The 26,818-nt window shown below is 59.0% G+C and carries 25 protein-coding genes and 1 riboswitch; of the genes, 9 read left to right on the top strand and 16 right to left on the bottom strand.

Annotated features, from left to right (window positions below; genetic code table 11):
- Positions 1–161: 161 nt before the first annotated feature.
- Positions 162–1,223, bottom strand: coding sequence for a stalk domain-containing protein (locus MCG44_RS11450; RefSeq protein ID WP_186851885.1), 1,062 nt, complete (start codon positions 1,221–1,223; stop codon positions 162–164).
- A 281-nt stretch (positions 1,224–1,504) separates the two neighbouring features.
- Here MCG44_RS11450 and MCG44_RS11445 point away from each other — a divergent pair, with 281 nt between their 5' ends.
- Both MCG44_RS11445 and MCG44_RS11440 read left to right on the top strand, forming a co-directional pair.
- Entirely contained in the window at positions 1,505–2,698 is a 1,194-nt protein-coding gene (locus MCG44_RS11445) for a coenzyme F420-0:L-glutamate ligase (RefSeq protein WP_147571646.1), read from the top strand.
- A gap of 392 nt (positions 2,699–3,090) precedes the next feature.
- Positions 3,091–3,270: a hypothetical protein gene (locus MCG44_RS11440; protein ID WP_147571645.1), complete on the top strand. Its 180-nt coding sequence runs from the start codon at positions 3,091–3,093 to the stop codon at positions 3,268–3,270.
- Positions 3,271–3,451: 181 nt separating this feature from the next.
- On the opposite strand, the gene MCG44_RS11435 is transcribed toward MCG44_RS11440, so the two are convergent.
- The 3 genes from MCG44_RS11435 to ppdK form a co-directional block, all read right to left on the bottom strand.
- Complete coding sequence (locus tag MCG44_RS11435) at positions 3,452–4,822, bottom strand: aldehyde dehydrogenase (RefSeq protein ID WP_240288332.1); 1,371 nt, start codon at positions 4,820–4,822, stop codon at positions 3,452–3,454.
- A complete protein-coding gene (locus tag MCG44_RS11430; RefSeq protein ID WP_240288330.1) occupies positions 4,756–6,033 on the bottom strand; it encodes an iron-containing alcohol dehydrogenase in 1,278 nt (425 codons plus the stop codon). Before MCG44_RS11430 ends, MCG44_RS11435 begins: the two co-directional genes overlap by 67 nt.
- Positions 6,034–6,280: 247 nt before the next feature.
- The gene (gene ppdK, locus MCG44_RS11425; RefSeq protein ID WP_147571642.1) at positions 6,281–8,914 is read right to left on the bottom strand and encodes a pyruvate, phosphate dikinase; all 2,634 of its coding nucleotides are present in this window, start codon (positions 8,912–8,914) and stop codon (positions 6,281–6,283) included.
- Positions 8,915–9,463: 549 nt separating this feature from the next.
- On the opposite strand from ppdK, the gene MCG44_RS11420 reads away from it, so the two are divergent.
- The gene (locus tag MCG44_RS11420) at positions 9,464–9,772 is read left to right on the top strand and encodes a DUF1294 domain-containing protein (RefSeq protein ID WP_240288328.1); all 309 of its coding nucleotides are present in this window, start codon (positions 9,464–9,466) and stop codon (positions 9,770–9,772) included.
- Between the two features lie 54 nt (positions 9,773–9,826).
- On the opposite strand, the gene MCG44_RS11415 is transcribed toward MCG44_RS11420, so the two are convergent.
- Genes MCG44_RS11415 through rlmB form a run of 4 tightly spaced genes read right to left on the bottom strand, consistent with a single transcriptional unit; the run spans position 9,827 to position 13,634 of the window.
- Positions 9,827–10,348, bottom strand: a complete 522-nt coding sequence (locus tag MCG44_RS11415) for a GNAT family N-acetyltransferase (protein ID WP_186851889.1) — start codon at positions 10,346–10,348, stop codon at positions 9,827–9,829.
- A 33-nt stretch (positions 10,349–10,381) separates the two neighbouring features.
- Positions 10,382–12,622 (bottom strand): hypothetical protein, encoded by a 2,241-nt coding sequence (locus MCG44_RS11410; protein ID WP_240288326.1) that lies wholly within the window; start codon positions 12,620–12,622, stop codon positions 10,382–10,384.
- Positions 12,623–12,650: 28 nt separating this feature from the next.
- Positions 12,651–12,821, bottom strand: coding sequence for a hypothetical protein (locus MCG44_RS11405; RefSeq protein WP_186851891.1), 171 nt, complete (start codon positions 12,819–12,821; stop codon positions 12,651–12,653).
- A gap of 27 nt (positions 12,822–12,848) precedes the next feature.
- Positions 12,849–13,634 (bottom strand): 23S rRNA (guanosine(2251)-2'-O)-methyltransferase RlmB, encoded by a 786-nt coding sequence (gene rlmB / locus MCG44_RS11400; protein ID WP_147571639.1) that lies wholly within the window; start codon positions 13,632–13,634, stop codon positions 12,849–12,851.
- A gap of 271 nt (positions 13,635–13,905) precedes the next feature.
- Here rlmB and ftsH point away from each other — a divergent pair, with 271 nt between their 5' ends.
- From ftsH to MCG44_RS11385, 3 genes are all read left to right on the top strand, one after another.
- Entirely contained in the window at positions 13,906–16,116 is a 2,211-nt protein-coding gene (gene ftsH, locus MCG44_RS11395; RefSeq protein ID WP_394803824.1) for an ATP-dependent zinc metalloprotease FtsH, read from the top strand.
- Positions 16,117–16,187: 71 nt separating this feature from the next.
- The gene (locus tag MCG44_RS11390; protein ID WP_240288323.1) at positions 16,188–17,033 is read left to right on the top strand and encodes a hypothetical protein; all 846 of its coding nucleotides are present in this window, start codon (positions 16,188–16,190) and stop codon (positions 17,031–17,033) included.
- A gap of 51 nt (positions 17,034–17,084) precedes the next feature.
- On the top strand, positions 17,085–17,771 hold the full coding sequence (locus MCG44_RS11385) for a hypothetical protein (RefSeq protein ID WP_240288321.1): 687 nt from the start codon (positions 17,085–17,087) through the stop codon (positions 17,769–17,771).
- Between the two features lie 218 nt (positions 17,772–17,989).
- Here MCG44_RS11385 and MCG44_RS11380 read toward each other — a convergent pair whose 3' ends face one another.
- Together MCG44_RS11380 and MCG44_RS11375 are read right to left on the bottom strand one after the other, a co-directional pair.
- Positions 17,990–18,922 (bottom strand): alpha/beta hydrolase, encoded by a 933-nt coding sequence (locus MCG44_RS11380; protein WP_240288319.1) that lies wholly within the window; start codon positions 18,920–18,922, stop codon positions 17,990–17,992.
- 105 nt (positions 18,923–19,027) lie between these two features.
- On the bottom strand, positions 19,028–19,708 hold the full coding sequence (locus MCG44_RS11375) for a rubrerythrin (protein ID WP_240288318.1): 681 nt from the start codon (positions 19,706–19,708) through the stop codon (positions 19,028–19,030).
- Between the two features lie 137 nt (positions 19,709–19,845).
- Here MCG44_RS11375 and MCG44_RS11370 point away from each other — a divergent pair, with 137 nt between their 5' ends.
- A complete protein-coding gene (locus tag MCG44_RS11370) occupies positions 19,846–20,250 on the top strand; it encodes a PaaI family thioesterase (RefSeq protein ID WP_240288316.1) in 405 nt (134 codons plus the stop codon).
- A gap of 87 nt (positions 20,251–20,337) precedes the next feature.
- Positions 20,338–20,506, top strand: a riboswitch (Lysine riboswitch).
- Positions 20,507–20,624: 118 nt separating this feature from the next.
- Positions 20,625–22,388 (top strand): Na+/H+ antiporter NhaC family protein, encoded by a 1,764-nt coding sequence (locus tag MCG44_RS11365; RefSeq protein WP_240288314.1) that lies wholly within the window; start codon positions 20,625–20,627, stop codon positions 22,386–22,388.
- Positions 22,389–22,585: 197 nt separating this feature from the next.
- On the opposite strand, the gene MCG44_RS14945 is transcribed toward MCG44_RS11365, so the two are convergent.
- From MCG44_RS14945 to MCG44_RS11340, 6 genes are read right to left on the bottom strand one after another with little or no spacing between them, the layout of a single operon-like run.
- Positions 22,586–22,711, bottom strand: coding sequence for a hypothetical protein (locus tag MCG44_RS14945; protein WP_262669713.1), 126 nt, complete (start codon positions 22,709–22,711; stop codon positions 22,586–22,588).
- 60 nt (positions 22,712–22,771) lie between these two features.
- Entirely contained in the window at positions 22,772–22,939 is a 168-nt protein-coding gene (locus tag MCG44_RS11360) for a hypothetical protein (RefSeq protein ID WP_240288312.1), read from the bottom strand.
- Positions 22,940–22,951: 12 nt separating this feature from the next.
- Positions 22,952–23,107, bottom strand: coding sequence for a hypothetical protein (locus MCG44_RS11355; RefSeq protein ID WP_186851899.1), 156 nt, complete (start codon positions 23,105–23,107; stop codon positions 22,952–22,954).
- A 1-nt stretch (position 23,108) separates the two neighbouring features.
- The gene (locus tag MCG44_RS11350) at positions 23,109–23,762 is read right to left on the bottom strand and encodes an ABC-2 transporter permease (protein ID WP_147571632.1); all 654 of its coding nucleotides are present in this window, start codon (positions 23,760–23,762) and stop codon (positions 23,109–23,111) included.
- Positions 23,759–24,619, bottom strand: a complete 861-nt coding sequence (locus tag MCG44_RS11345; RefSeq protein ID WP_240288310.1) for an ABC transporter ATP-binding protein — start codon at positions 24,617–24,619, stop codon at positions 23,759–23,761. Before MCG44_RS11345 ends, MCG44_RS11350 begins: the two co-directional genes overlap by 4 nt.
- Entirely contained in the window at positions 24,616–24,996 is a 381-nt protein-coding gene (locus tag MCG44_RS11340) for a GntR family transcriptional regulator (protein ID WP_186851901.1), read from the bottom strand. The genes MCG44_RS11345 and MCG44_RS11340 overlap by 4 nt, the downstream gene beginning before the upstream one ends.
- Before the next feature lie 350 nt (positions 24,997–25,346).
- On the opposite strand from MCG44_RS11340, the gene MCG44_RS11335 reads away from it, so the two are divergent.
- The gene (locus MCG44_RS11335) at positions 25,347–26,774 is read left to right on the top strand and encodes an MATE family efflux transporter (protein WP_147571629.1); all 1,428 of its coding nucleotides are present in this window, start codon (positions 25,347–25,349) and stop codon (positions 26,772–26,774) included.
- The last annotated feature ends 44 nt before the right edge of the window (positions 26,775–26,818 follow it).

Here is a 26,818-nt window from a genome sequence, read left to right as displayed (position 1 = left end):
ATAAAATCTTATGTTAATAAACCTGGCATCACCCCGTGTGTGTACCTGTGTTTGGAGTCTCACTTGTCAGCCCCCCAGCGGGCCGGACATTGGAAAAGGGAGCCGCTTCACCAGGAAGCGGCTCCCTTTTTGTATGGTCTATTTCTTGATTCAGGCTCAAATCACTCAATGATAAGATTGGTGCCCTCCAGGGTGACAGTCCTGCCCAGCATCTTGAAGATCTCGGCGGGCGCCCAGGTGGTGCCAGGGGCGACCACATAGGGGGCCTTGCCATAGTCCAGGGGGCCGGTGGCGCCTACGGCCCCTTCGATCTTAGTAACGCCGGTGATGATCTGCCGGTCCAGGTACAGGCTGACCCGGAACTGGTCGCTCTCCACGGTGACCAAAGCGCCCTCGTCTGTATTGGGGGTGTAAGTCACGTCCAGGCCCAGAGCCTGGGCGACGGCGGCTACGGGAACCATAGCCACGCCGCTCTCATAGCGGCCTACCATGTTGGGTACTTTGCCGTCCAGCTCCATAGTCAGCTGGGCGCCCTCCTCAGGCTTGGGCAGATCCTCGGCCTTAGCGGGCAGGAGCATGATATGGCTGGCGCCACTCTGACCGGGGTAGGAGGTGAGTACGATATCGTACCAGGCCATGATGCGGTCACCGGCCTGGATATCAGCCAGGGCGGGGGCGTCCCCCTCGTAGGCGGACAGGCCGGCATCTACGGATACGGAGAGAATGAGTCCTCCATTGTCCACAGAGAACTTCACAGAGCCATCCTCCTGGGACACCACATTATTTACGACGTGGTAGTGGGGCGCACCCATATCTTGGGGCACGTTAACGACCACGGCGAAGGCGGCGGACTGGGGAGGGAGAGAGCGGGTGGAGACGTGGCTGTGGTACACATACAGTCTGTCGCCCACCTTCACCGTGGAGGGATCAGCGGCGGTTTTATTTCCAGCGTCTACCCATACGGTGTCTGGGGAGAGATTCATCACATACTGTCCATGGGCCTCAGACTCCATAGTCAAGCGGGAAATGGTTCCGTCCTCCTCCGTGGAGATGGCGGACACGGTTCCGTAGTAAAGCGCGCTGTCTGTCATGGCGATGTCCTCCACAGGGGCGGAGATTGGAATGATATCAGACTGGCCTGCCGGCTGTGCGGCCAGCGCGTGGGCGCCCATCAACCAGACGACGGCACCGCTCAGTACGACGGCAGTTAGCTTCTTGTTCATTATAATCGCTCCTTTTCCTTTTTGTGGGGCGTTCCTGTCCCTTTGCTTTTAATAGACGTATTAGGGAGAGAAAAGTTCCCGCACAGTCCAAAAAATTTTTTGGCCGTCCATTTGCACAGAGGGGCGGCGCCTTTGTCCGTGAAACTTTGGATGCCAAAGAAGCCCAGGGAGAGCTATTTTTTATTTACTTTTTGAACATTTCTTGCTATACTAAAAAATTGGGGGCAGATGTTCCCCATCTGATGAAATGATACACATGAAACGATAAGGAGTGTTCCAACATGAGTCGTATGGTCGGTACCGTTTCCCGCGGCCTGCGGGCCCCTATCATCCGCAGCGGTGATGACCTGGTGGAGATCGTCACCAATTCCGTGCTGGAGGCGGCCGCTGACGACGGATTCGCCATCCGGGACCGTGACGTGGTTGCCATGACTGAGGCTATCGTGGCCCGCTCCCAGGGCAACTATGCCTCGGTGGACAATATCGCCGGCGATGTGAAGGCCAAGCTGGGCGGCCAGACTGTGGGCGTTGTCTTCCCCATTCTCAGCCGCAACCGCTTTGCCATCTGCCTAAGGGGCATCGCCAAGGGGGCCAAGAAGATCGTCCTGATGCTCAGTTATCCCTCGGACGAGGTGGGCAACCACTTGGTCAGTTTGGACGCCTTGGATGAGCGCGGCGTGGACCCCTATAAGGATGTCCTGTCTCTGGAGAAATACCGGGAACTGTTCGGCTATGAGAAGCACCCCTTCACCGGCGTGGACTATGTGGAATACTATCAGCAGCTGATTCGGGAGAGCGGCGCTGAGGTGGAGGTAATCTTTGCCAACGATCCGCGAGCTATCTTGGGATACACCAAGAATGTGCTGTGCTGTGACATCCACACTCGTCAGCGCACCAAGCGTCTGCTAAAGCAGGGCGGGGCGGAGAAGGTCTTTGGCCTGGACGAGATTATGACTGCCCCAGTTGACGGCAGCGGCTATAACGCCAAGTACGGCCTGCTGGGCTCCAACAAGGCTACGGAGGACCAGGTCAAGCTATTCCCCCGGGAGTGCCAGGATCTGGTGGAGGCCATTCAGAAGAAGCTGCTGGAAAAGACCGGGAAGCATGTGGAGGTCATGGTGTACGGAGACGGCGCCTTCAAGGATCCGGTGGGCAAGATCTGGGAGCTGGCCGACCCGGTAGTATCTCCCGCCTATACCGCCGGTCTGGAGGGGACCCCCAACGAGCTGAAGCTGAAGTATCTGGCGGATAACGACTTTGCTGACCTGTCCGGCGATGCCCTGAAGGAGGCCATTAAGGAACGCATTCACAAGAAGGACGGCGACCTGGTGGGCCAGATGGTGTCTGAGGGCACCACCCCCCGCCGCCTGACGGATCTGATCGGCTCCCTGTGCGACCTGACCTCCGGCTCCGGCGACAAGGGAACTCCTATCGTCTATATTCAGGGCTATTTTGACAACTATACCACGGAGTAAAATTGAGCAGTAAAAAAGCCCCGCCAGTCATGACTGGCGGGGCTTTTTTACTGCTGGATAAGTTCTTGGCGCAAAGTCAAATAATCATCTTCCAATGCGGTGAATCTGGATGACAGTTTGTCGCAGTGTTTGGAAAAGTCGATGGCCTGAGGAGAGCTTAGTCCATAGTCATCCGCCATTTTTCCGGTCCCTTTTGGGCAAGCCTGAGTTCGGAGCCGACACTCGAGAGCTTTTTGCCCAGGCGGACAAGTTGTTGCAACTTTTCGACGATACTCAACCCCTTTCACATTTTTTCAACATTATAAAGTGATAGCACTTAGCTGTCAATAGACTGTATATATTTTTGTGTTATTACACTATGATATATTCGAAAATAGAAAGGGGCGGGCAATATGGCCACTATCAAACGAGTGTTTACGTTGCGTATGTCGGACGATGTATTTGATAGGATCGGGGTCCTGGCTACGGCTGAACACCGCTCTATGACGAATTATATTGAATATGTACTGCTGAAGCACCTTGACGAATACGAAAAAGAAAATGGCCCAATCGAGCGCGGAAAGAACATGTGACCCCTTCGAATGATTCGACCATGATAAAAAACACCCATCTGAGTAAAATCAGATGGGTGTTTTTGTTATCAGATTTCATCCGCAATGGCCTTTTGTCCTGCTGGCGGCTTCGGACCCGCAGGAGCAAGACCACAAATGCGGGCCGCCCTGGGCCATAGGAGGCCTCGGAAAGAGGACGGTTTCAGCGCAGAAAGAGGCGAAGCAGCTTCTCCTGAAGGGCGGTATATGGTGCATAGCGCACCGGCAGGTCCATCCAGGTGGACTTCTTCACAACGCTTTTCTGGTGGGAGAAGGTATCAAAGCTCAGTTTGCCGTGGTAGCTGCCCATGCCGCTGTCACCCACACCTCCAAAGCCCATCCGGCTGGTAGCCAGATGGATAATGGTGTCGTTGACGCAGCCCCCGCCAAAGGGGACTTGGCGGAGGAACCGCTCCTGGGCGGCCCGATCCTCGGAAAACAGATATAGGGCCAGGGGATGGGGGCGGCTGTTGATGAACTCCACCGCCCGGTCCAGGGTGTCATAGGTGAGGACAGGGAGCAGGGGGCCGAAAATCTCCTCCTGCATTACCGGGTCCTCCGGGGACACACCGTCCAAGATAGTGGGCTGTATTTTCAAGGTGTCCGGGTCCCCACGGCCGCCATAGACCACCTTGGCCGGGTCAATGAGGCCCATCACCCGGTCATAGTGCTTGCGGTTTATCATCCGCACATAGCCCTGATTGTCCAGGGGATTCTGCTCATACATGGCGGTCATCCACTTTTTGACATGGGATAGAAATTGGTCCTTCACCCGGCCATCGATGAGCAGATAGTCAGGGGCCACGCAGGTCTGGCCGCAGTTGAGCAGCTTGCCGAATACCAGCCGCTTGGCAGCCAGGTCCAGCTTGGCGGTGGCGTCCACCACGCAGGGGCTTTTGCCCCCCAACTCCAGGGTGACGGGGGTGAGGTGGCGGGCCGCCTTGGACATGACCTCCCGCCCCACGGCCACCCCGCCGGTAAAAAAGATATAGTCAAATTTTTGGTCCAGCAGGGCCTGGTTTTCCGCCCGGCCTCCCTCTACCACACAGACGAATTCCGGGGGAAAGCACTCCGCCAGGATGGCGCGGATGAGGTTGGAGGTGGCGGGGGAGTAGGCTGAGGGCTTCACCACACAGCAGTTGCCCGCGGCGATGGCCCCGATGAGGGGCTCCAGGGTCAGCATAAAGGGGTAGTTCCAGGGGGACATGATAAGGACCACTCCATAGGGCTCGGCCACCGTGAAGCTTTTGGCGTGGAACTGGGCTAAGGGGGTGGCTGCCTTTCGGTCCCGCATCCAGCGGGCCAAGTGCTTCCTTACATAGTTCAGCTCGGCCAGGGTCATCCCCACCTCACACATATAGCTCTCGGTGGCGGACTTGTTCAGGTCGGCCGCCAGGGCGCTATTGATGTCCGCCTCATGGGCCAGAATGGCCTGACGCAGCTTGTCCAAAGCCCGCCGGCGGACAGCTAGGCTAAACGTCTGGCCAGTTTGGAAATGGGCCCGCTGGTCCTGGACGAGGGCTTGGATATCCATGGGGACGCCTCCTTTGCCATCAGCTTTTGATACATGACCTCCAACTCCTGACGATCCATGAGCCGGGGTACGGGATAGAGGGGATTGCACTCCTGGTCCGCATGGCGGGCCATAGCGGGGATATCTTCGGCCCGGAGCTCGGCAATCGTCTCCGGGATGCCCATGGTCCGATTGGCCTCTTTGATCCAGGCGATGAAGGCCAGGGCGCTCTGCTGGGCAGAGTCCCCCTCCTGGGCCAGCCCAGCCGCTTTGGCCAGCTTACCCAGTTTTTCCCAGCAGGCGGGGCCGTATTCCTCCAGAAAATAGGGCAGGATGACGGCGTTAGCCAGCCCGTGGGGGACGCCGTACTGGCCTCCCAGGGAGTGGGCCAGCCCGTGGACATAGCCCACATAGGATCGGGTAAAGGACACACCAGCGCAGTAGGCGGCCCGGAGCATGGCCCGGCGGGCCTCCAGATCCGTGCCATCGGCAAAGGACCGGGGCAGATTGTGGACGATGAGGCGGGCGGCCTCCTCGGACATAGCTTGGGTCAGCTTGGTAGTGGTCTGGCCGATGTAGGACTCAATGGCATGGGTCAGGGCGTCCATTCCTGTGGTAGCGGTAATAAAGGGGGGCAGGCCCAGGGTGATCTTCGGGTCCAGCACCGCGTAGTCGGGGATGAGGGCAAAGTCGTTGATGGGGTACTTGTGCTTTTTCTCCGGGTCAGTAATGACAGCGGCCAGGGTGGCCTCGCTTCCCGTACCGGCGGTGGTGGGAACAGCAATCGTCAAAGGGGTGGGCACAAGCACCCGCAGCAGGCCCTTCATTCTCCGCACCGGCTTATGGGGCCGAGCGATCCGGGCCCCCACGCCCTTGGCGCAGTCCATGACCGAGCCACCGCCCACGGCGATGATGGCCTGGGCTCCGCTGTCCAGATAGAGCTGCCGGCCCTCCTCCACATTTTGGATAGTGGGGTTGGGCACAGTGCCGTCATAGACAGCGCAGATGATGCCTTCCTCGGCCAAGGACTTCTCCAGAGGGGCCGTAAGGCCCAGGGAGCGGACGGAACGGTCGGTGACCAGCAGGACGGAGCCCACCCCACTCCTCTTGAGCAGCGGAGGGATGGAGTCCAGTCCGTCCAACTGTTTGGGCTCCCGATAGGGGAGAAAGGGGAGCGCCAGCCGGAAGGCCAGCTGAAAAGTGCGGCAGGGAAGCTTTTTCAGAGGATGCATAGTGATATCAAATCCTACTTCTTCAAAATTGAACGGACTGATGATACCACTGTTCCAGGGGAGCGTCAATCAATTTAATTAAAAAAATTGAAATAATTTTTGATGAACAGGCTACCGGGAAAGGAAAAGGACAGGGGAGAACCTGGCCGGGAATAAGGCGGAACCAAAGAAATAGGCACACCGTCCACTGGACGGTGTGCCTGTTATTCTTATTGAAGAGGACCGGATTCAGAAACCAGGGGAGGGATCAGGCGCGGGGATTCTTAATCGCGGCCTGGGCAGCGGCCAGACGGGCGATAGGCACCCGGAAGGGGGAGCAGGACACATAGTCCAGCCCAGTGTTGTGGCAGAACTCCACAGAGGAGGGGTCGCCGCCGTGCTCGCCGCAGATGCCCAGCTTCAGGTCGGGGCGGGTCTGACGGCCCAGCTTGCAGGCCATCTCCACCAAGCGGCCTACGCCGTTCTGGTCCAGGCGGGCGAAGGGGTCGCTCTCATAGATCTTGCTGGAGTAGTAGGACTCCAGGAACTTGCCGGCGTCGTCACGGGAGAAGCCGAAGGTCATCTGGGTCAGGTCGTTGGTGCCGAAGGAGAAGAACTGGGCCTCTTTGGCGATTTCGTCGGCAGTGAGGGCGGCACGGGGAATCTCGATCATAGTGCCCACCAGGTACTTCATGTCGGAGCCGGCGTCAGCGATCAGTTGGTCGGCCACCTTGACTACCACGTTCTTGACGAAGGCCAGCTCCTTGACCTCGCCTACCAGGGGGATCATGATCTCGGGGACCATCTTCCAGTCGGGGTGCTTGGCCTGGACATTGAGGGCGGCCTTGATCACAGCCCGGGTCTGCATGGCGGCGATCTCAGGATAGGTGACCGCCAGACGGCAGCCGCGGTGGCCCATCATGGGGTTGAACTCGTGCAGGCTGGCGATGATGGCCTTGATGTCGGCCACGCTCTTGCCCATATCCTGGGCCAACTGGGCGATATCGGCCTCCTCGGTAGGAACAAACTCGTGCAGCGGGGGATCCAGGAAACGGATGGTCATGGGACGGCCCTCCAGAGCCTCGTACATGGCCTCAAAGTCGCCCTGCTGCATGGGCTCAAGCTTGGCCAGAGCCTTCTCGCGCTGCTCCACGGTATCGGAGCAGATCATCTCCCGAATGGCGGGGATACGGTCGGCTTCAAAGAACATATGCTCGGTGCGGCACAGGCCGATGCCCTCGGCGCCGAACTTGACGGCCTGGGCGGTATCACGGGGGTTGTCGGCGTTGGTGCGGACCTTCAGCTGGCGGAACTTATCAGCCCAAGCCATGATGCGGCCAAACTCGCCGGAAATAGAAGCGTCCACAGTGGGGATGGCCTCACCGTAGATGTTGCCGGTGGAGCCGTCCAGGCTGATCCAGTCGCCCTCACGGTAGGTGCGGCCGTCCAGCTCAAACTGCTTGTTGGCCTCGTCCATCTTGATGGCGCCGCAGCCAGACACGCAGCAGGTGCCCATGCCGCGGGCTACCACGGCGGCGTGAGAAGTCATACCACCACGGACAGTGAGGATGCCCTGGGAGGCGACCATGCCCTCGATATCCTCGGGGCTGGTCTCCAGACGGACCAGACACACCTTCTCACCCCGCTCGGCCCAAGCCTTGGCGTCGTCAGCGGTAAAGACGATCTTGCCGCAGGCGGCGCCGGGGGAGGCGGGCAGGGCGGTGGCCACAGGGGCGGCCTTCTTCAGAGCGGCGGGGTCGAACTGGGGATGGAGCAGGGTGTCCAGGTTGCGGGGGTCGATCATGGCAACAGCCTCCTGCTCGCTGATCATACCCTCATCCACCAGATCGCAGGCGATCTTCAGAGCGGCGGCGGCGGTGCGCTTGCCGTTACGAGTCTGAAGCATATAGAGCTTGCCGTTCTCTACGGTGAACTCCATGTCCTGCATATCCCGGTAATGGTTCTCCAGGCGCTGGCACACGTCCTGGAACTGGGCAAAGGCCTCGGGGAACTTGTCGGCCATCTCCTGGATGGGCATGGGGGTGCGAACGCCGGCCACAACGTCCTCGCCCTGGGCGTTGGTCAGGAACTCGCCCATCAGCTTCTTCTCGCCGGTGGCGGGGTTACGGGTAAAGGCAACGCCGGTACCGCAGTCGTCGCCCATGTTGCCGAAGGCCATGGACTGGACGTTGACGGCGGTGCCCCAGCTGCCGGGGATATCGTTCATGCGGCGGTACACGATGGCACGGGGATTGTTCCAGGAGCGGAAGACGGCCTTGATGGCGCCCATCAGCTGCTCCTTGGGGTCGCTGGGGAAGTCGGAGCCAATCTTGGACTTGTACTCGGCCTTGAACTGGCTGGCCAGCTCCTTCAGGTCGTCAGCGGTGAGCTCCACGTCCTGAGTGACGCCCCGCTGTTCCTTCATCTTGTCAATGAGCTCCTCAAAATACTTCTTACCCACTTCCATGACAACGTCGGAATACATCTGGATGAAGCGGCGATAGCAGTCCCAAGCCCAGCGGGGGTTATTGGACTTCTTGGCAATGACATCCACCACGTCCTCGTTCAGACCAAGGTTCAGGATGGTGTCCATCATACCGGGCATGGAGGCCCGGGCGCCGGAACGGACAGAAACCAGCAGGGGGTTGTCCAGATCGCCGAACTTCTTGCCGGTGATCTCCTCCATCTTGACGATATACTCCATGATCTGAGCCTGGATCTCATCGTTGATCTTTTCGCCGTCCTCATAGTACTGGGTGCAGGCCTCGGTGGTGATGGTGAAGCCCTGGGGCACAGGCATACCAAGGCTGGTCATCTCGGCCAGGTTGGCGCCCTTGCCGCCCAACAGCTCCTTCATCTTGCCGTTGCCTTCGGAGAAGAGGTACACGAATTTCGTTGCCATTTGTAAACTTCATTCCTTTCTTCTTACGCGACGACGATCTGCTGCCGCCCGGACCTAGCCCGAACAGAACTGGCGCAACGCCGCCACCATTTCCTCCCAGATATCTTTTCCATGGGAGCGTACAATAATTTTGCTGACGAATCATTATACCATTTGCAGGAAATATTGCAACAGCTTTTTTGCTGAAAAAACATTAAAATGAGAAAAAAGAGCTAAAAGGACAAAAAAATATTTAGTTTTCTGTAAAACGGAATAAAAAGGATGGACATGATGACGAAGTAAACAAATAGAGAGAAATAAAATGGGAAAACATGGGTAAAGGGGAGGGGAATTAAAGCAAAGAAAATTAACATAAGAAGAATGGATGAAAAAGGATGATTAAGGTCTAGCTAAAAAGTAAAACAAGAGAAAAAATCTTGACCAAAGGGAAAATAATTTCCCGTAGGACAGCTCTGGCAGGGAGGAGGTCCAAAAGAGCTGGGGAGCCGCGGGAGAGCGGGTTGCAAAGGGAGAGAAAAAGAGGTACACTGTACCCCGATATAAGCCGACATGGCGAAAGAGAGGGGGAGAGCGATGGCCCCGGAGCTTGTACAGCTTGTGATCCTGTACCTGATGGCAGTCAACCTGGCTGCCTTCTTTCTGATGGGGGTGGACAAGAGAAGGGCGGTAGGGAAAAAATGGCGTATCTCGGAAAAGACTCTGTTTTTGCCCGCCGTGCTGGGCGGCGCCCTGGGCGGGCTGCTGGGGATGCGCTTTTTCCACCATAAGACGAGGCACTGGTATTTCCGCTGGGGATTCCCTCTGCTGCTGGTGGTCCAGCTTTTGCTGGTGGTCCTGGCCTTGCGGCAGGCGGCCTAATAAAGAGCGGCGGGGACACCCTTGGGTGTCCCCGCCGCTCTGTTCTATCTCCGATTACAGCTTCTTCTCGTAGCAGTTCAGGATCTCATGGATAAATCCCTGGAAGAAAAACTCGGCAGCCCCAGCCAGCCGGTAGCCCAGACGGGCATACATGAGATTGGCAGGGGTGTTGCCCTCCGGGGTATCTAACCGGATGACAGATTTTCCCTGGCGGCGGCTCTCCTCCTCACAGAAGGCGACCAGTTCCCGGCCCTTGCCCCGGCCAGACCAGTCCGGGTGGACCATCAGGGTGTGGATCACGGCCACCTGGTCCGGCGGAGCCTGAAACTGCCAGGGGATCTGGGCATACTCCGGAAGCTGGATGCCGTTGAGGATAAAGGTGCCGTAATACTTCCCATCCTCCCCGGCCAGCCAGAGGGTGTGCTCCTCCATGGCACGGCGGGCGTGGTCCAGAGTGGGATACTTGCCCCGCTGCCAGTTGGTGAAGGATACGGGGCGGGCCTCCTCCAGAGTCAGGATGGCGTCATAGATGGCGTCGACGGCGTCCAGGTCGTCAGCACAGGCCAGTCGAATCAAAAGGATCACCTCATTCGTTCAGATCAGGTCCCATCAGTAGCGGTGGACCCACCCGGACAGGAACCATACCGGGAACAGCCAGGTGAGCATGAAAACGAGCAGATTCAGAGGGGAAAGGGAGGAATAGGCGGATACAGAGGTGAGATAGGCGGCCAGCAGCAGACCCAGCAGGGAGCCGGCACAGCAGATAATGGCGCCCAGCCGGGTTGCCCACCGCAGTCGCTTGGCGGCCGTCACAGCCTCGGCAAAGGGAAACAGCCCCTCCCGGCACAACAGAGCGGTGAGGACATCGCTGTGGGGCTGCTCCGGATCGGACAGCTCCCGCCGCCGTTCCACCGGAGGAAAGTCCATTTTATCCGCCGCCAGCTTGAAACGCTGGTGAAGCATGGCGGGGATCAGATTAAAATCACGGGTGGCCAGCACAGGGCCGATCTTCTCACGCATCAGCTCCTCCAGAGCGGGAAAAATGGTGTCGTGGAGGGAATAGCTCAAGGCAAAGATACCGGCCAGCTCCCCGTTGATGGCACAGAACACGGCGCTCTTTACGTTTAACCCCTGAGGGAGGGGAATATCCATCAGATTCATAAAGGCTGCGGAACCTACCAGCACTTGGTCTCCGCGGATATTGGCGGACAGGCCGCCCCCCTCGTAGCAGCACAGGTGGTCGGCATTCCGCATCAGGCCTCCCAGAGCGCGGAGATGGTCGTGGAACAGCTTGGTCAGGCCGCTGCCGGAGTCCCGGATGAGAGTGGCTGTATAAGCCACCACCCGCTCCATAGGGAAGTTGCCCAACACCTTCACTCCGTTGAGTTCTACATAGCCGGGGGGGAACAGATCGGTATCCGTGATGAGAACTCGGTCCCCCCTCCGGGAGCGGGAGATGCCTGGCCAGCCAGCCAGGGCGGCACCGCTTTGGGCCAGACGCCGGGCCAGCTTGTGGAAGGAGCGGCCGTAGATCAAGCTTCCTCCAAAGGCGGAGGTGGCGGTAAAGGTGGCGGACAGACACCATAACAGATGCTCAGGCTGGCCGATCCCCACCGAGGTCAGCAGGGAAAGCAGCAGGCAGCCCAGCAGCAGCAGGGGGCAGAAGCGGCGAAAAATACGCTGGGCTCCATCGTCAGCCTGGATCTGGCTGCCAAATCCCTCCTGGGTGCCGGACCATTTGGTATAGGTGTCCAGGCCGTTCCATTTCCCCTCGTCCAGGGTGACCCGATAGGGAGTGGCGGAGGCGGCCGCGGTTCGGCAGGAGAGCCGCAGGCCGCACCGCTTGTGATAGGCTCCGTGGAGCAGGAAGAATAGGCCGGCCAGGGCCACCGCGCTGTATGGCAGCTGATTTCCACGAGAGGGGTGGAGAGCCAGCACAGCGCCGTCCGCCAGAGTGGCGGCGCACGAGAGGGCCGCCAGAACATCCATCCCAAGCCTGCCATGGAAGGCCCGACCAATGGCGGACACCAGCGCGTCACCGGCCAGCAGTACGCCCGCGGCCAGCAGGCCTACGGCGATCCAACGCTGGATGGACAGGTCGTCCAGAGGGGGGAGCCATACAAGTCCCAGGGCGGGTACCAGCAGTTGGACCAGGGAGAGGGCAAAGAGGAGGAACACAGCCAGTACCCGCAGCCGGGCCCCGCCCAATCCCTTGTGATAGCTCCGGGCCAGCTCCTGGGGGTCCGTGTCCGGGGGAGGGGGGTCCTGGGGCCTGGGACGGCGGGACCGGGGGACCTCCTCCGGCTCCTCCTCCCGGTCCGTGCCTGGAATCAGCTTCTCCAGGCGGCGGACCTCGGAGTGGTCGATGGCCTCGTCCTCCTCAAACATATGGTCCGCATAGTCGTCGGCCTTTTTGCCCAGGTCCTTGAGAAAAGCGGATAGGACGCTCTCCTCCTCCGGAAAAGGAATCACTTCTTTGTCAGCTGCCGGGCCGTCCAACTGCTCCTCTGGCTCCTCACTGGGGAGAGAAGCCTCGTCGGGAGGCAGCTCCTCCTCATCAGGCAGCTCCTCCTCATCAGGAGGCTGCTGTACCTGGCCCCCGGGAAAGGCAACTACCTTCCCCTCACGCCGGGAGGTGCGGGGAGCCTCCGGCCAGGGCAGGTCAGGTCCCTCCGGCTCCCGCTCCTTTTTGGGGGGAACAGGGACCGCACCCCGGCCCGGAACCTTGCCGGACCCGTATTCCGCCAAAATATCTTCCAGAGAGAAACCGCCTGTGTCCGTGTCCCCGATGAGGGAGCGGATCTCCGCCAGGTCGTCCTCGTTTCGTTTTTTATCGTCGCGGTCGCTCATGGGAGGCTCCTTGAAATTTGAAATTCAGTCACTGGTTACGATGGATGGCGCTCAAGAGGAATCCACCCATGGTGGCAATAGCAAATACTACGGCGCCCGCACCCGGGATGGCCAGCAGGCTCCCGACGAGGTACCCGACGACAGCCATTGCGATGGTGCAAATAGCGGCCTCCAACCCGTTAAAAGGCTTAATTGGCATCATAGAAAATTCCTCCTGCAAGTCTGACTAATTGCCTGTTCGCTGGCGGACAGCCTCATACAGCAGGACCGCGGCGGCAGCGGAGGCGTTCAGGGAATTGATCTTGCCGAACATAGGGATGGAAACGGTGAAGTCACAGCTCTCTCCCACCAGGCGGCCCATCCCCTCCCCCTCGCTGCCGATGACGATGGCGGCAGGGCCCTTCAGGTCGGCATGGTACAGGGAGGTGGACCCATCCATGGCGGTGCCGAATACCCAGACTCCCGCCTCCTTCAGTTCCTTCAGCACAGTGGGCAGATTGGCCACCCGGGCGACAGGAACGTGGGCCACAGCCCCGGCTGAGGTCTTAGCGACCACGGCGGTCAGACCGGCAGACCGGCGCTTGGGGATGATGACTCCGTGGGCGCCGGCGGCGTCGGCGGTACGGATGACCGCCCCCAGGTTGTGGGGGTCGGATAGCTCGTCACATACTACGATAAGGGGGGGCTCGTCCTTATCCCGGGCGGCGGCTAGGATGTCGTCCACAGAGGCGTACTCCCGAACGGCGGCCTGGGCGATGACTCCCTGGTGGGAGTGGGTTCGACTCATATTGTCCAGCTTCCGCCGGTCGGCGTCTACCACTACGATGCCCTTCTCCCGGGCGGTGGAGGCGATATGCCCCAGGGCCGAGTCACGCTCGCCCTTGAGTAGAAATATTTTGTCGATGGCCACGCCGGCTCTCAGGGCCTCGATGACCGCGTTGCGGCCTTCAATGATGCCGTCGTTCTCCGTTTCCACAGGGGCGGAGCGGCGCAGAGGCGGTCTATTATTCATGGGGCAGTTCCCTCCGATGTCAAAATTTCCAACGATAAAAAACAGTATATCATATTTAGGCGAAAGGGGGAAGTCAAAAATACAGGACGGGGAAAAAACCGATCGGGGATCGAGGGGCTCCGCGGTCCGAGCAGACCCCCTTACCTTTTACAGAAAGTTTACACCCGCTTTTCTTGTTTTTAAAGTGCGGATGTGGTATGATACCATTTAGTCCTAAATGTGATTTGGACAGAAAAGAGAAAATCAAGCAGAAAATTGGAGGTATTCTCCTTTGAAACCAGATAAGGGAAACAACAAAAAGAACACGTTGGGCCTCATCAGCATTATTATGTGGGCCCTGGTACTGACCATGCTGTTCAAAAGCTGCACCTCATCCTATGCCAACGCCAACCAGGTCCAGGTGGATTACTCCATCTTCCGCCAGTGGGTGGTGGCGGAGCTGGTGGAGTCCGTGCGGATGGAGAGCGGCGAGTATGTCATCACCCTGAAGGAAGGGATGGAGGAAGAGGCTGAGGCCTATCTGCCCCAGGAAGAGGAGCGGGACCAAGGAATCTTTGCTGGAATGCAGATCCCACTCCGGGGCCAGAGCCAGGAGAAGGAATATGTCACAACCCCGCCCCCAGTATCCGACCTGAGCATCTACGACCTGCTGGATGAGCACGGGGTGACCAACTACGGCAGCGACCCGGTGGACAGCTCTGCCTATATTCTGTCCCTGCTCATCTCCACACTGCTTCCCATCCTGCTGTTGGTGGGCGCTATGATGTTCCTGTTCCGCGGGGTAGGCGGCAAGGGAGGAATGGGCGGCCTGGGCGGCGTGGGCAAGGCCAACGCCAAGGTGTATGTGGAGAAGAAGACCGGTGTTACCTTCCGGGATGTGGCCGGCCAGGATGAGGCCAAGGAGTCCCTCCAGGAGATCATCGATATTCTCCACAACCCCGGTAAGTACACTGAGATCGGCGCCAAGCTGCCCAAGGGCGCCCTGCTGGTGGGCCCTCCGGGTACTGGTAAGACCCTGCTGGCCAAGGCCGTGGCCGGCGAGGCCGGCGTCCCCTTCTTCTCTATCAGCGGCTCCGACTTTGTAGAGATGTTTGTGGGCGTGGGCGCCAGCCGTGTCCGTGACTTGTTCAAAGAGGCCAGCAAGATGGCCCCCTGTATCATCTTCATCGATGAGATTGACACCATCGGCAAGTCCCGCGACAACCGCATGGGGGGCAACGACGAGCGGGAGCAGACACTGAACCAGCTGCTGGCCGAGCTGGATGGCTTTGACCCCGGCAAGGGCGTCATCGTCCTGGGAGCTACCAACCGGCCCGAGGTGCTGGACAAGGCTTTGCTCCGCCCCGGCCGTTTCGACCGGCGCATCACCATCGACCGGCCTAATCTGGCCGGACGTCTGGCCACCCTCCAGGTCCACACGCGAAACATCCGTCTGAGCGAGGACGTGGACCTGAAGAAGATCGCCTTAGCTACCGCCGGCACTGTGGGCGCTGACCTGGCTAACTTGGTCAACGAGGCGGCCCTCCGGGCTGTCCGCCACGGCCGCCGCATGGTGACCCAGGAGGACCTGCTGGCCTCCTTCGAGTTTGTCATCGCCGGCAGTGAGAAGAAAAATTCTGTGCTCACCCAATTCGAGCGCAAGCTGGTGGCTTACCACGAGGTGGGCCACGCCATGGTGGCCTATAAGCAGAAGAACGCCGAGCCGGTGCAGAAGATCACCATTGTCCCCCACACCGAGGGCTCTCTGGGCTATACCCTCTTGATGCCCGAGGAGGACAAGACCAACCTGCGGACCAAGGAAGAGCTTATGGCCAAGATATCTGTTTCCATGGGCGGCCGGGCCGCTGAACAGGTGGTGATGGATACCATGACCAACGGCGCCTCTCAGGATATCCAGGAGGCTACCAATATCGCCCGGAACATGGTGGCCATGTTCGGTATGAGCGAGGAGTTCGGCATGATGGCCCTGGGCTCGGTCCGTAACCAGTATCTGGACGGGGGCTACGGCCTGGACTGCGCCCAGGATACCGCGGCTGTGATGGATAAGGCGGTCAAAGCAATTTTGGACGTTTGCTACGAGGACGCTGTAAAGGTTATCCAGGAGAATCTGGAGGATATGCACAAGGTAGTGTCCTATCTGCTGGAGAAAGAGACCATCACTGGCGGCGAGATGGTGGCCATCATCGAGGGCCGGGATCCCGCTCTGGTGGAGGACGCCTACGCCTCTACCCGCAAGAGCGAAAAGGCGTTCCGCCCCTCCGTACCGGATGTGATCGAGGCGCCGGCCAAGCACATCCATATCGTCAGCGAGGAGGTCAAGCCTCCCGCTCTGGACGAAGGGGAGGCCAGCGGCCGTCAGCCTGAGGGGGAGGGCACAGAGGAGCGAAAGGACTCTGAACCCACCGCTCCCGCTGGTCAGGGACCGGCGGAACAACAGGAGCACGCCCCGTCTCAGGACGAGGATACCAAGGACCAGACCTGATGAACGGGACGCCTCGGAGAGCGTAAGCTCTCCGAGGCGTCTTACCTCTTTTGTATCAAGGGGGCAGGACCGTGAAATTAGTAGAGGACCGGCGACCCACATTGGCATCCTGGCCAAAGCGTATCTATCAGTGGTCGGAGCTGCCCCAGCTTTTCCGCCCGGCTTTGGAGGAATGGCGGGGAGAAGGGCTGCCTCCCGGCAACGTGACCTATATTCCCCAAGTACGGCAGGGAGTAGGGGAGGAGGAGCACGCCGTGTCCTGGTGGCGTGGCCAGGTCCTCCTACAGACCCTGTGGCGGGGAGGGGTAACCCGGCTGCTCATCCCCCAGGGGGCGGCTGCCATCCGCTATGAGGTCCAGCTGTTGAAATGTACCCTGACCATCTACTTAAAGAATGGCGATCAAGCCTCTTTCTCCTACAACAAGGTGAAGGAGGACCAACTGCGGCCGGTGCTGTCCCTGCTGCTGGGGCGGCCCTCCGGTCTGGCCTTTCCCACCGAGCACCCAGAGCCTGAGCGGCTGGGCTGGCTGCTGGAGGAGAGCTATGGGATGTACCACACCGCCTTGCTGTGCTACCGGCTGGGGGAGCGGCTGGAGGACTGCCTGTACCTTCGGGGAAAGACGGGCGGCCTGCTCTGGCTGATCCAGAGGACCCCGGACCCGGAGTATTTTCTGGGAGTCATGAACCGGGGCCTGGCTGCTATCAGCCACGACAGCTATTCCACCTGTGTCCTGTATGCCCCCTGGGAGAGCATGGACGGCGCGGAGCTGGTGCCGGAGAGGCGGGGATACTCCCTCCAGGTGCAAGCTGCGGGAGGGAAAATGACTATCCCGGTCCAAGGGGGACAGATAGAGAAGGTCCGAAATTTTTTGGACCACTTATCTCGGGAAAATGACCAGATATCCCAATTTCATTGACCGCATAGCCCACCTTCTGCTATCATTTTCGAAAAAGGGGGAGGGAACCTTATGGAAGGATTGGGACAGAAACGGCTGGGTGTAGGCCTGACCCTCTTGCTTCTGGTGGGGCCCCTGATTGTGTTTGTCCTCCTTCCTCTTGGTTTTCCACCAGTCATCGGCAATCTGATGGCCGCCCGCGCGATGAAGGAATATGCGGCCCAGGTCCATCCGGAGTGGAGGGCGCAGGGCCACTGGGCGGGCTATGATTTGGTGGGCGGCGGCTACTATCTCTCCTTCTCCGACGGCGACGAGAAGCGGAGTCTGGGATATGGCGGGCTGGTCGTAGAGGATAAGGGACGGGAAGAGGCCCTGCGGAAGAAACTGGACATCGACAGTGTCATCCGCCGGACAGGGCTCTGGGTCCCGGACCAGAATATTACCATGTGGTCAGCCAGATGGAGCCCCCAGATGCCGGACGAGGCCGTCATATCCGTCGATGTGCAGTTCTATGGCGGTGTGGATGAGCCCATCCCCGATGAGGCAGTCATGCGGGAGAGAATGGCCGACCAGGCCATGTTGGCATATGAGGTCCTGGCTGCCCATTGTCCCATACACAGATTCTCTGTCCGATACCACCACAGGGGAACGGAGGGGAAACAGGGGGGGATGCTTTGGAACAGGATTACAGTGGACCTGCCCCAGGGAGAGACCGTGACCAGAGACCACATCCTGACAGGCGAGCTGGCGACAAACTGAAGGTGGGGGGATTAGGGTGGCGCCTTGTGCCCCTCTAAACCACCCGTTGTATCTCACCATCCATGATTGTCGCGGTTCCGATGAGAGCAGTATTCCTCTTCAAAGGGGAAAGACAGTAAAAGAGCGGCCGTACAGCCGCTCTTTTACTGTCGTATTTTTCTGGGCTCCCTGTACGCCAAAGGACACAAAGAGGCAAAACACTGGGGAAAAACCGGGCTCTAGTCAAAGAGCCGCTGTTCCAGCCAGACCAGCAGGTCCTCCATGACCTCCTGGCGGTTGAGCTCGTTGAACATCTCATGGCGGCCTCCGGGGTACAGCTTGACAGTCACATCCCGGCACCCGGCGGAGCGGAACATCGCCTCCACCTTCCGTACCCCCCTGCCCATGGAGCCCACGGGGTCCTGGTCACCGGACAGAAAATAGATGGGGGTGTCTACGTCCATTTTGGATAGATTTTTTTTGCTGGCGATGAACTGCAGTCCTTCCATCATATCCCGGAACATGGATACCGTGGGCTGAAAGGCGCACAGGGGGTCGTTTAAGTTGGCGTCTACCATGTCACGGTCCCTGCTGAGCCAGTCGGCGCGGGTTCGGGCGGGCTGAAATTTCTTGTTGTAGGCGCCCAGAGAAAGCTCATAGATCAGTGGGCTGACATAGTCCGGGCCCTTGAGGGCGGCCAGCCCCCCGGCGAGAAGCCGACCGAAGGCCACTAAGGGCGCCTTTTCCTGGCCGGTGCCGGAGAGAACCGCTCCATCCACCGTTCCCGGCCAGCGAATCAGATAGGTCCGAGTGAGGAAGGAGCCCATGGAGTGGCCCAGCAGCACATGGGGCAGACCGGGGAACTTTTTTCCCTCTATCTCCCGTAGGCGGCGCGCATCTTGGGTGACCAGGTCCCATCCCCCGCGGGGGGCGAAGTAACCGTATCGACCGTCGTTTACTGTGAGGCCGTGGCCCAGGTGGTCCTCGCCGCACACAACAAAGCCGTAGGTGGTGAGAAATTGGGCCAGATGCTGGTACCGCCCGATATGTTCTGCCACCCCATGGACAATCTGAATTACAGCGATAGGGCTGCTTTGGGGGAACCACTCCTGGGCGTGTATAGTATGGACGCCGTCAGAGGAAGGATAGGAGAACTCCTTGGTCTGGGTCATAGAACCGCGCTCCTTTCATCGATATGTGGAGGATGGCGGAGGCGCGTGCGGTCTGGCCCTGCCGCCCACCTTCCTGTCCAGTTTACCCCAAAGCTGAGAAAACAGTCAACCCATCTGTTCCAGCAGTGAGCGAATGGTGGCGGCATGGAGGACCCCGTCTTGGGCAAGTTCCTGGTATAATTCCTTGAGACAGGCATCCGAGGTGGTCTCAGCGGCCTGCTGATTGGCCCGCTCCCATCGCTGCTCCCAGACGAACTGATCCCGTAGGGCCAGGGGGAGAGAGGCGTTAATGACCACAGAGGGAGTCGGTGGGTGGTAACGCTGACCGGTGATGAGAAAGTAGGCGGCAGAGAGCTGGCGCAGGGCCCGCCGGTGGTCGGCAGCCAGACAGCTCAGTGACCTGGAGCAGCTTCCGCCCCTGCGGACCAGGGCCTGGGCAATGAAGACCCCTTCTTTGGCCAGGTCCATGAGAGAGGCGAGCGTCTGTTCCTCCCCCTGGGACTGGCTGCCGAGGCAGAAGGGGGGTTCCTCCTCCGCTTTGCTGCGGGACGGGGGAGGGGGCGTAGGAGAAGCGGCGGGCTGTACCGGGGTCTCGGCTGGGACCGGCGCGGCCTCGCACTGGTCTTGGGGGGCGGTTTCGGCGGGGGCGATCTCATCTACTTCCGCCCGCCCTATGGCGATGGGGCTCTGCGCTTGATCGGGCATCACACGGCGCCATACCCGGTCAAACGCCTCCTGGTCCACGCCCTGGGGAGTCAGGGCGGCAGGGTTCGAGTTTTTTTCCATGGCGATTCCTCCTTGGGTATGAGTTCTTACCAATCTATGCGTTTGGGGGAAAATCGGTGAAATTTTTCCCGTCAGCCTTGCCCCACAGATGTTTTTGTGATACACTGTCCCCTGACAACGAGCAAAGGAGCGGTTCCATGACTGACCAGGAGAGGACCGATTTTATATTCCGCACAGTCAATACGCCGCACCAGTTTTCCTATGAGAACGGCATCACCGTGACCCATGTGGAGCCCGGTTATGCCAAGGGGGAGCTGGTGGTGGGACCTAACAGCATCAATCCCCATAAGAATGTCCACGGAGGGGCAATGGCCACCCTGGCCGATACGGTGGGGGGATGCTGCGCCTGTTCCAAGGGCGGCGTCTGCGTCACCGCGGGAAGCACTATGGAATTTTTGCGCCCCGCCTCTGGAAAAAAGATATTCTGTGTAGCCACGCCCAAGAAGATGGGCCGCACCCTGTCTGTGATCCAGGTGGTGCTCACCAACGACCAGGATGTAGTGGTGGCCACCGGCACTTTCACCTTTTTTATGATGGATTGATAGAAAATTGAAAAAGAAGGGGCTTTTTTTCGAAAGAGGCTTGACAATAGTGAAGGGCCGTGGTAGGATACTTGCAATTCCAAATGAATAGTGGATAGAGGCGCGGTACTCATGCGTACTGTGGGACAGGGCCAGGCAGCCGTCCCCAGGAGAGGGTGTACCGCCGAAGGCTGGCTTCTCTGCCTGGAGAGGCGAACCTGGGCCGCAGGAGAATATCCTGCGGACTGTCACGAACAAGTGGAGCGCTATCCGAAGGTCCCTGGGGTCCGCCTGGGGACGTCCGGCTTTGCCATGGGCGCTTGACGTGCCTGTGGCTTTTTTGTTTGCGCGGGGGGCTGCGGCCCCGGAGAGAGAATCATGTGGAGGGAAAAGAAATGAGAACGAGAAGATCCTGGCCTGTGCGCCTGATCATCATGGTGATGATGGTGCTGGCCCTGGCCACCACCAGCTTTGCCGTGCTGGCGGACGACCCCACCGAGATATCGGGCACCAAGATGATCGAGTGTCCCGACTGCGGCCTTACGGGCGGGTGTTCCGTATGCCTGGGCACTGACGCTGAATGTGAGGCCTGCGGCGGCACCTTTGTGTGTCCCACCTGTGGGGGTGAGGGGTATATCCAGTCCCCCAGCAGCTCCTACAACACCGCCCTGTCCCTGCTGCCCCCGGTCATCGCCATCGCCCTGGCCCTGATTACCAAGGAGGTGTACTCCTCCCTGTTCATTGGAATCCTGGTGGGCGGCCTGCTGTACTCCAATTTCTCCTTTGAGGGGACGCTGAATCACGTGTTCAGCGGCGGTATCGTGGCCTCCCTGTCAGACAGCTACAATGTGGGCATTCTCATCTTCCTGGTCATTCTGGGCACTATGGTGTGTCTCATGAATAAGGCAGGCGGTTCGGCCGCCTTCGGCCGGTGGGCCAAGAAGAACATCAAGTCCCGGGTCGGTGCCCAACTGGCATCCATCCTGTTGGGCTGCCTGATCTTCATTGACGACTACTTCAACTGCTTAACCGTGGGCAGCGTCATGCGGCCCATCACCGACAAGCACAACGTGTCCCGGGCCAAGCTGGCCTATATCATCGATGCCACCGCCGCGCCGGTATGTATCATCGCGCCCATCTCCTCCTGGGCAGCCGCCGTGTCCGGCTTCGCCGAGGACGGTCAGGGCCTCAATCTGTTTATTCGGGCCATCCCCTATAACTTCTATGCCCTGCTCACCATTGTGATGATGCTGGGCCTGGTGCTGATGAAGGTAGACTTCGGCCCCATGGCCAAATTCGAGAAGAACGCCGTAGAGAACGGCGACCTGTTCTCCGGCTCCAACCCCTATGCCATGATGGATGAGGAGATCGACGACACCAAGGGTACTGTGATGGACCTGGTGCTGCCCATCGTGGTGCTGGTGGTCTGCTGCGTCATCGGCATGATCTACTCCGGCGGATTCTTCTCCGGGGAGAATTTTGTGGACGCCTTCTCCAACTCTGATGCCTCTATCGGCCTGATGCTGGGCTCCGCCTTTGGCCTGCTGTTCGCCCTGATCTACTTCTTCGTCCGCCGCTCCATGACCTTCAAGGAGATGATGGGCTGTATTCCTGAGGGCTTCAAGGCCATGGTGCCCGCCATCCTCATTCTCACCTTTGCCTGGACCCTGAAGAGCATGACCGATTCACTGGGCGCCAAGTACTTTGTCCGTGACTTCGTCCGCAGCGCCCAGGGCCTGCAGATGCTGCTGCCCGTCATCGTATTCGTGGTGGGCTGTCTGCTGGCCTTTGCCACCGGCACCAGCTGGGGTACCTTCGGCATCCTGATCCCCATTGTCCAGAACGTATTTTCCATGGACAACCCTCTGGCCATCATCTGCATCTCCGCCTGTATGGCCGGCGCGGTGTGCGGAGACCACTGTTCCCCCATCTCCGACACCACCATCATGGCCTCCGCCGGTGCCCAGTGTGACCATGTCAACCATGTGTCCACCCAGTTGCCTTATGCAATCTCCTGCGCGGTTATTGCCGGCATTTCCTATGTGGTAGCCGGTGCGTTGGCTTACTTCGGCCTACCCGGTATCATCGCTCTGCCGGTTGGCATCGTCCTAATGCTGGGCTTCCTGTTTTTCGTAAAGAATGCTCGGAGGAGCGCCTGAGGTAAAACGGCGGGATATCCAGACCGAAAGCAGAAATAAAATAAACAAAGACGGAGCAGAAGCGTCGCTTCTGCTCCGTCTTTGTTTAGATGCGGCAGGAGAAGAAAGATTCTCAATGATTTCAAATCCTGCTGGGGACGTTGTGCGTTCCCGATTTTGCCTTTCCCGATTCCTGTCCGGCCTTCACATCTGGGGAGCTAGACCTTTTCACACTCCAGCTTTTCCTGCAGTGCCTTGATGGCAAGGTCTAGAGCAGGGATAGACTTGGCGGTGGCATACTGCTTCATGTGCTCCAATTCCCGGATGGCTTCTTTAGTGGTCATAGCGGTCACACTCCCTCAATCATTTTTTACTATTATAGCATGGGAGGGAGAAAATGTAAATCACCGGCGCTTTCGCCAGCCGCCGCCAAGGAGGACAAGGCCGGCGGCCAGGGCAAAGAGGAGCCAGAACAGAAAACTTCCACTGGGGATGGTGTCCGTAAAGGCGAGCGCCACCAGGGTGACAGCTACGGCGCGGCCAGCCCAGATCAGGGGCATAATTTTTGGCATAGAGGTTCCTCCTTATCTCCGATGGGCCAGAGCGAAAGCTCCGGCCAGAGCCAGCAGTGCCAGGACCAGCACCCGCTCCACGGCGGTAGCGATCCAGGCGAAATGCAGGACAGACAGGGTGATGGATACCAGGCAGCCCGTCCATACCATCAGGACCCCGGTTTTCATATCAAAACTCCTTCTGTTCCATGATACGGCAGGAGATGAGGTAGGATAGCCCAAGTCCCAGGAGTGGGATCAGAGGGAGTAGGGAGCCCACGGCCAGAACAGTGCTCTCCGGCATCCGGTCCAGAGAGGAGAGGTCGATGCCCTCGAAGAGCCCCAACTTGTAGGCGCCGAAGAACAGGAGCAGGGGGGCGAAAATGACGATATACATATAGGGGCGGGCCCGTTCCACCCCCAATTTATAGCACAGGGGGAGGAGAATATCAGCGATGATGAGTCCCAGCCCCAGAGATACCATCAGGCTCAACAGGTTTTCGGCCATGGCGCTCTGCCCTTTCCCAATGGACAGGACCACGCAGGCCACCAGGGAGTAGAGGGTTGCGGCGGCGGCCATCACCAGGGTGAACAGGTAGCGCGCGCCCACCAGACTCCTCCGGCCAGTGGGGAAAGTGAGGGCGTACCGGTCCCACTTGGCCAGTTCGTCGAAGGAGAAGGCGGACAGGGGCAGCATCATGATAATGATTTGAGTGACGGCGGTGATGGTGGAGATGGGAAAGAGTCCAATCACGGCCAGCAGCAGGTAAAAGGCCAGAAACAGCACATAAGTCTTAAGGGTCTTTCGCATCACGAGCATATCTTTTAGAACCAGTCCGGTCATTGTGCTTCCCCCTTTGCGATGAATAGCATGATGTCTTCCAGCGTGGTCCGCTCCACCAGCAGTTCTGGATACCGGCGGCGGAAGGCGGCCCGGTCGGCCACCAGGCCCTCGCAGCCGTAGGAGCTGCGGCGTACCCGGATCAAATCGTCTGGGGCCACAGAGTTCAGCTGTGCGGCGGTGCAGGCCAGACGACCGTAATTGTCCAGAATACGATCCTTGGCGTCGGACAGGACCACCTGCCCCTGGTGGATATAGGTGATGTAATCAGCTGCCTTCTCCAGGTCGCTGGTGATGTGGCTGGAGATGAGGATGGCATGGTCATCGTCCTGGATAAATCCGAGAAACTCGTCCAGAATTTCATCCCGGACAATGGGATCCAGACCGGAGGTGGCCTCATCCAAGATCAGCAGCTTGGGGCGGTGGGACAGGGCGGCAGCCAGGGACAGCTTCATCTTCATCCCGCGGGAGAATTCCTTGACGAATTTGCGCTCCGGCAGCTGGAATTTGGACAGATAACGCTGGTAGAGGGCGCTGTCCCAACCTTGATATATCCGGGAGAGGATCAAATCGATGTCCCGGGGGCGGAGGGAGTCGTGGAAAAAGCATTCGTCCAGCACCACGCCAATCTCCAGCTTGGCGGCCCGCTCCTCCCTCTGGTTGTCGTGGCCCAGGAGGGTGATGGTCCCCTCGTCCCGGCGGATCAGGTTCAAAATACATTTGATGGTAGTGGTCTTGCCTGCCCCATTCTCGCCAATGAGGCCCATGATGGCCCCTCCGGGAACGGTCAGGTTGATATCCCGCAGAGAAAAATCGCCATAGGACTTGCGGAGCCCTTGCACTTCAATACTATTTGTCATAATTCGTCACCTTTATACAGAATATTCAATAGCTCATGGAGCTCATCGAGAGAGAAGGCTCCCTTCCGGGCCTCCTCCACCGCCTGGGTAAGCTTCTCCTCCACCCGGCGGAGCTGGGCCTCCCGCAGCAGCTCCCGGTTTTGGGGCGCCACGAAGCAGCCCTTGCCTGGGACGTTCTCCAAAAAGCCATCTCGTTCCAGCTCCTCGTAGGCCCGCTTGGTGGTGATGACGGAGATACGGAGCTCCTTAGCCAGCAGGCGCATAGAGGGCAGGGCATCCCCCGCCGACAGGGTTCCGGCCATGATTTGCTCCTTCACCTGGTCGGTGATCTGCTCGTAAATGGGTTTGACGCTGGAATTACTTAGAATGATGTCCATCTCATGCCCCTTCTAACAGTGGAGAGAGGGGAGAGCTGCCGGCCGGTACCAGGTCCAGCGCCCGCCCTCTGACGCACTGTTATTTTGTGTTTTCTGTATATATACTACATATACAATATAACAATAGAAAGCTGTTGTCAATAGGGCGGGTAAAAAATTTTTTGGCAGTGGTATGGCGGAAGGCGGAGCATGGGAGACATCCGGCCTCCGCCATTAAGCATTTTGGCCAGTTTTCTGGAAAAAAAGCGGGAAATGCTATGGTTTTGCCTAATTTACAAGGAGAGAGGCCGGTGCTATAATTGCCAGCGCCTAGAGAAGACTTAGAAAAAGTGTGTGGAGAGGCGAAGAACGTGAAACTGGAAAATGATCTGGGCCGCGATCCCATCCGAAAGCTGGTCCTGAATATTGCGATTCCCAGTATGCTGGCCCAATTTGTCAGTGTGCTGTACAGCATTGTGGACCGCATCTACATCGGGAATATCCCGGAGATCGGCAACCTGGCCCTGGCGGGGGCCGGCGTCTGTGGTCCCGTGGTCACCATGATCGGCTCCGTGGCCTTTTTGGTAGGGGTCGGCGGTTCCCCCCTGATGTCCATTCGAATGGGCGAGGGTAACCTGGCCCAGGCCAGAAAGATACTGGCAAACTGCTTTCTCCTGCTTAACGTGCTGGCGGTGCTCCTGATGGCCGGTGCCCTGTTGACCAGGCGGCCTCTGCTCCTGCTTTTCGGAGCCAGTGAGACCACCCTGCCCTATGCTCTGGACTATTACACCTACTACCTGTTCGGCACGGTATTCGCCTTGCTGGCCAACGGAATGAACCAGTTTGTCATCTGCCAGGGCTTTGCCAAGAAGGGGATGCAGTCGGTGATGCTTGGGGCGGTGCTCAACATCGCCCTGGACCCAGTGTTCATCTTTGGGCTGAACATGGGGGTACGTGGAGCGGCCATCGCCACTGTAATCAGCCAACTGGGCAGTTGCCTGTTTGTCCTCCATTTTCTCTTTGGCCCTGTACCCCAGGTGCGCATCACCTTCGGGGGATACAGCCGGAAGATCATCTCCAGGGTCCTGCTCACTGGGCTGGCTCCCTTCCTCATCATTGCGCTGGACAATGTGATGATTATCGCGCTGAACGCTGTTCTCCAGAACTACGGCGGACCGGAGCAGGGAGATATGCTGGTAGCCGCCGCTACCATCGCCCAGTCCTTCATGCTTATTATCACCATGCCCATGGCGGGGATCACCGGCTCTACCGGCTCCATTCTGGGCTATAACTTTGGAGCTGGCCGCCCCGACCGCATTCTGGAGGCCCAGAAGTACATCCTGGCCCTCTGTCTGGCCTTTACCACCGTGCTGTTCCTGGTGGGCCAGTTCCTGTGCGCCCCCTTTACCCACATTTTCACTCCCGACCTCCAGGTGTCCGCTCTGGCGGTCCAGGCCATCAAGATATGCACCATTGGCCTCATCCCACTGGCCTTCCAGTACACCTTGATCGACGGGTTCACCGGCATGGGGATGATGCAGTGGTCTCTGCCCCTGTCTCTGCTCCGCAAGGGCGTGTACTTCACCGCCCTGTTCCTGCTGCCAGCAGTCTTTGGCGCTACCGCCGCTTTCTTCGCGGAGACGGTGTCCGACCTGTTTCCGCCCCTGGTCACCATGGTGGTCTACTGGAAGCGGCGGAACTGGATTATCCAGGAGGCGGCTAGCCACCGCCGCCTGGAGAGTGACGCCCAGACCGCAGTGCAGCAGCCAGCGGCATTGGGTCAGGCTCAGGCCATATAAAAAGAAGCTCTCTGTCAAACCTATCTGACAGAGAGCTTTTTTAT

The sequence above is a fragment of the Lawsonibacter sp. OA9 genome (genome assembly GCF_022440585.1).
The sequence above is the reverse complement of the archived record's forward strand: the minus strand, read 5'-3'. Positions and strand labels throughout refer to the sequence as shown.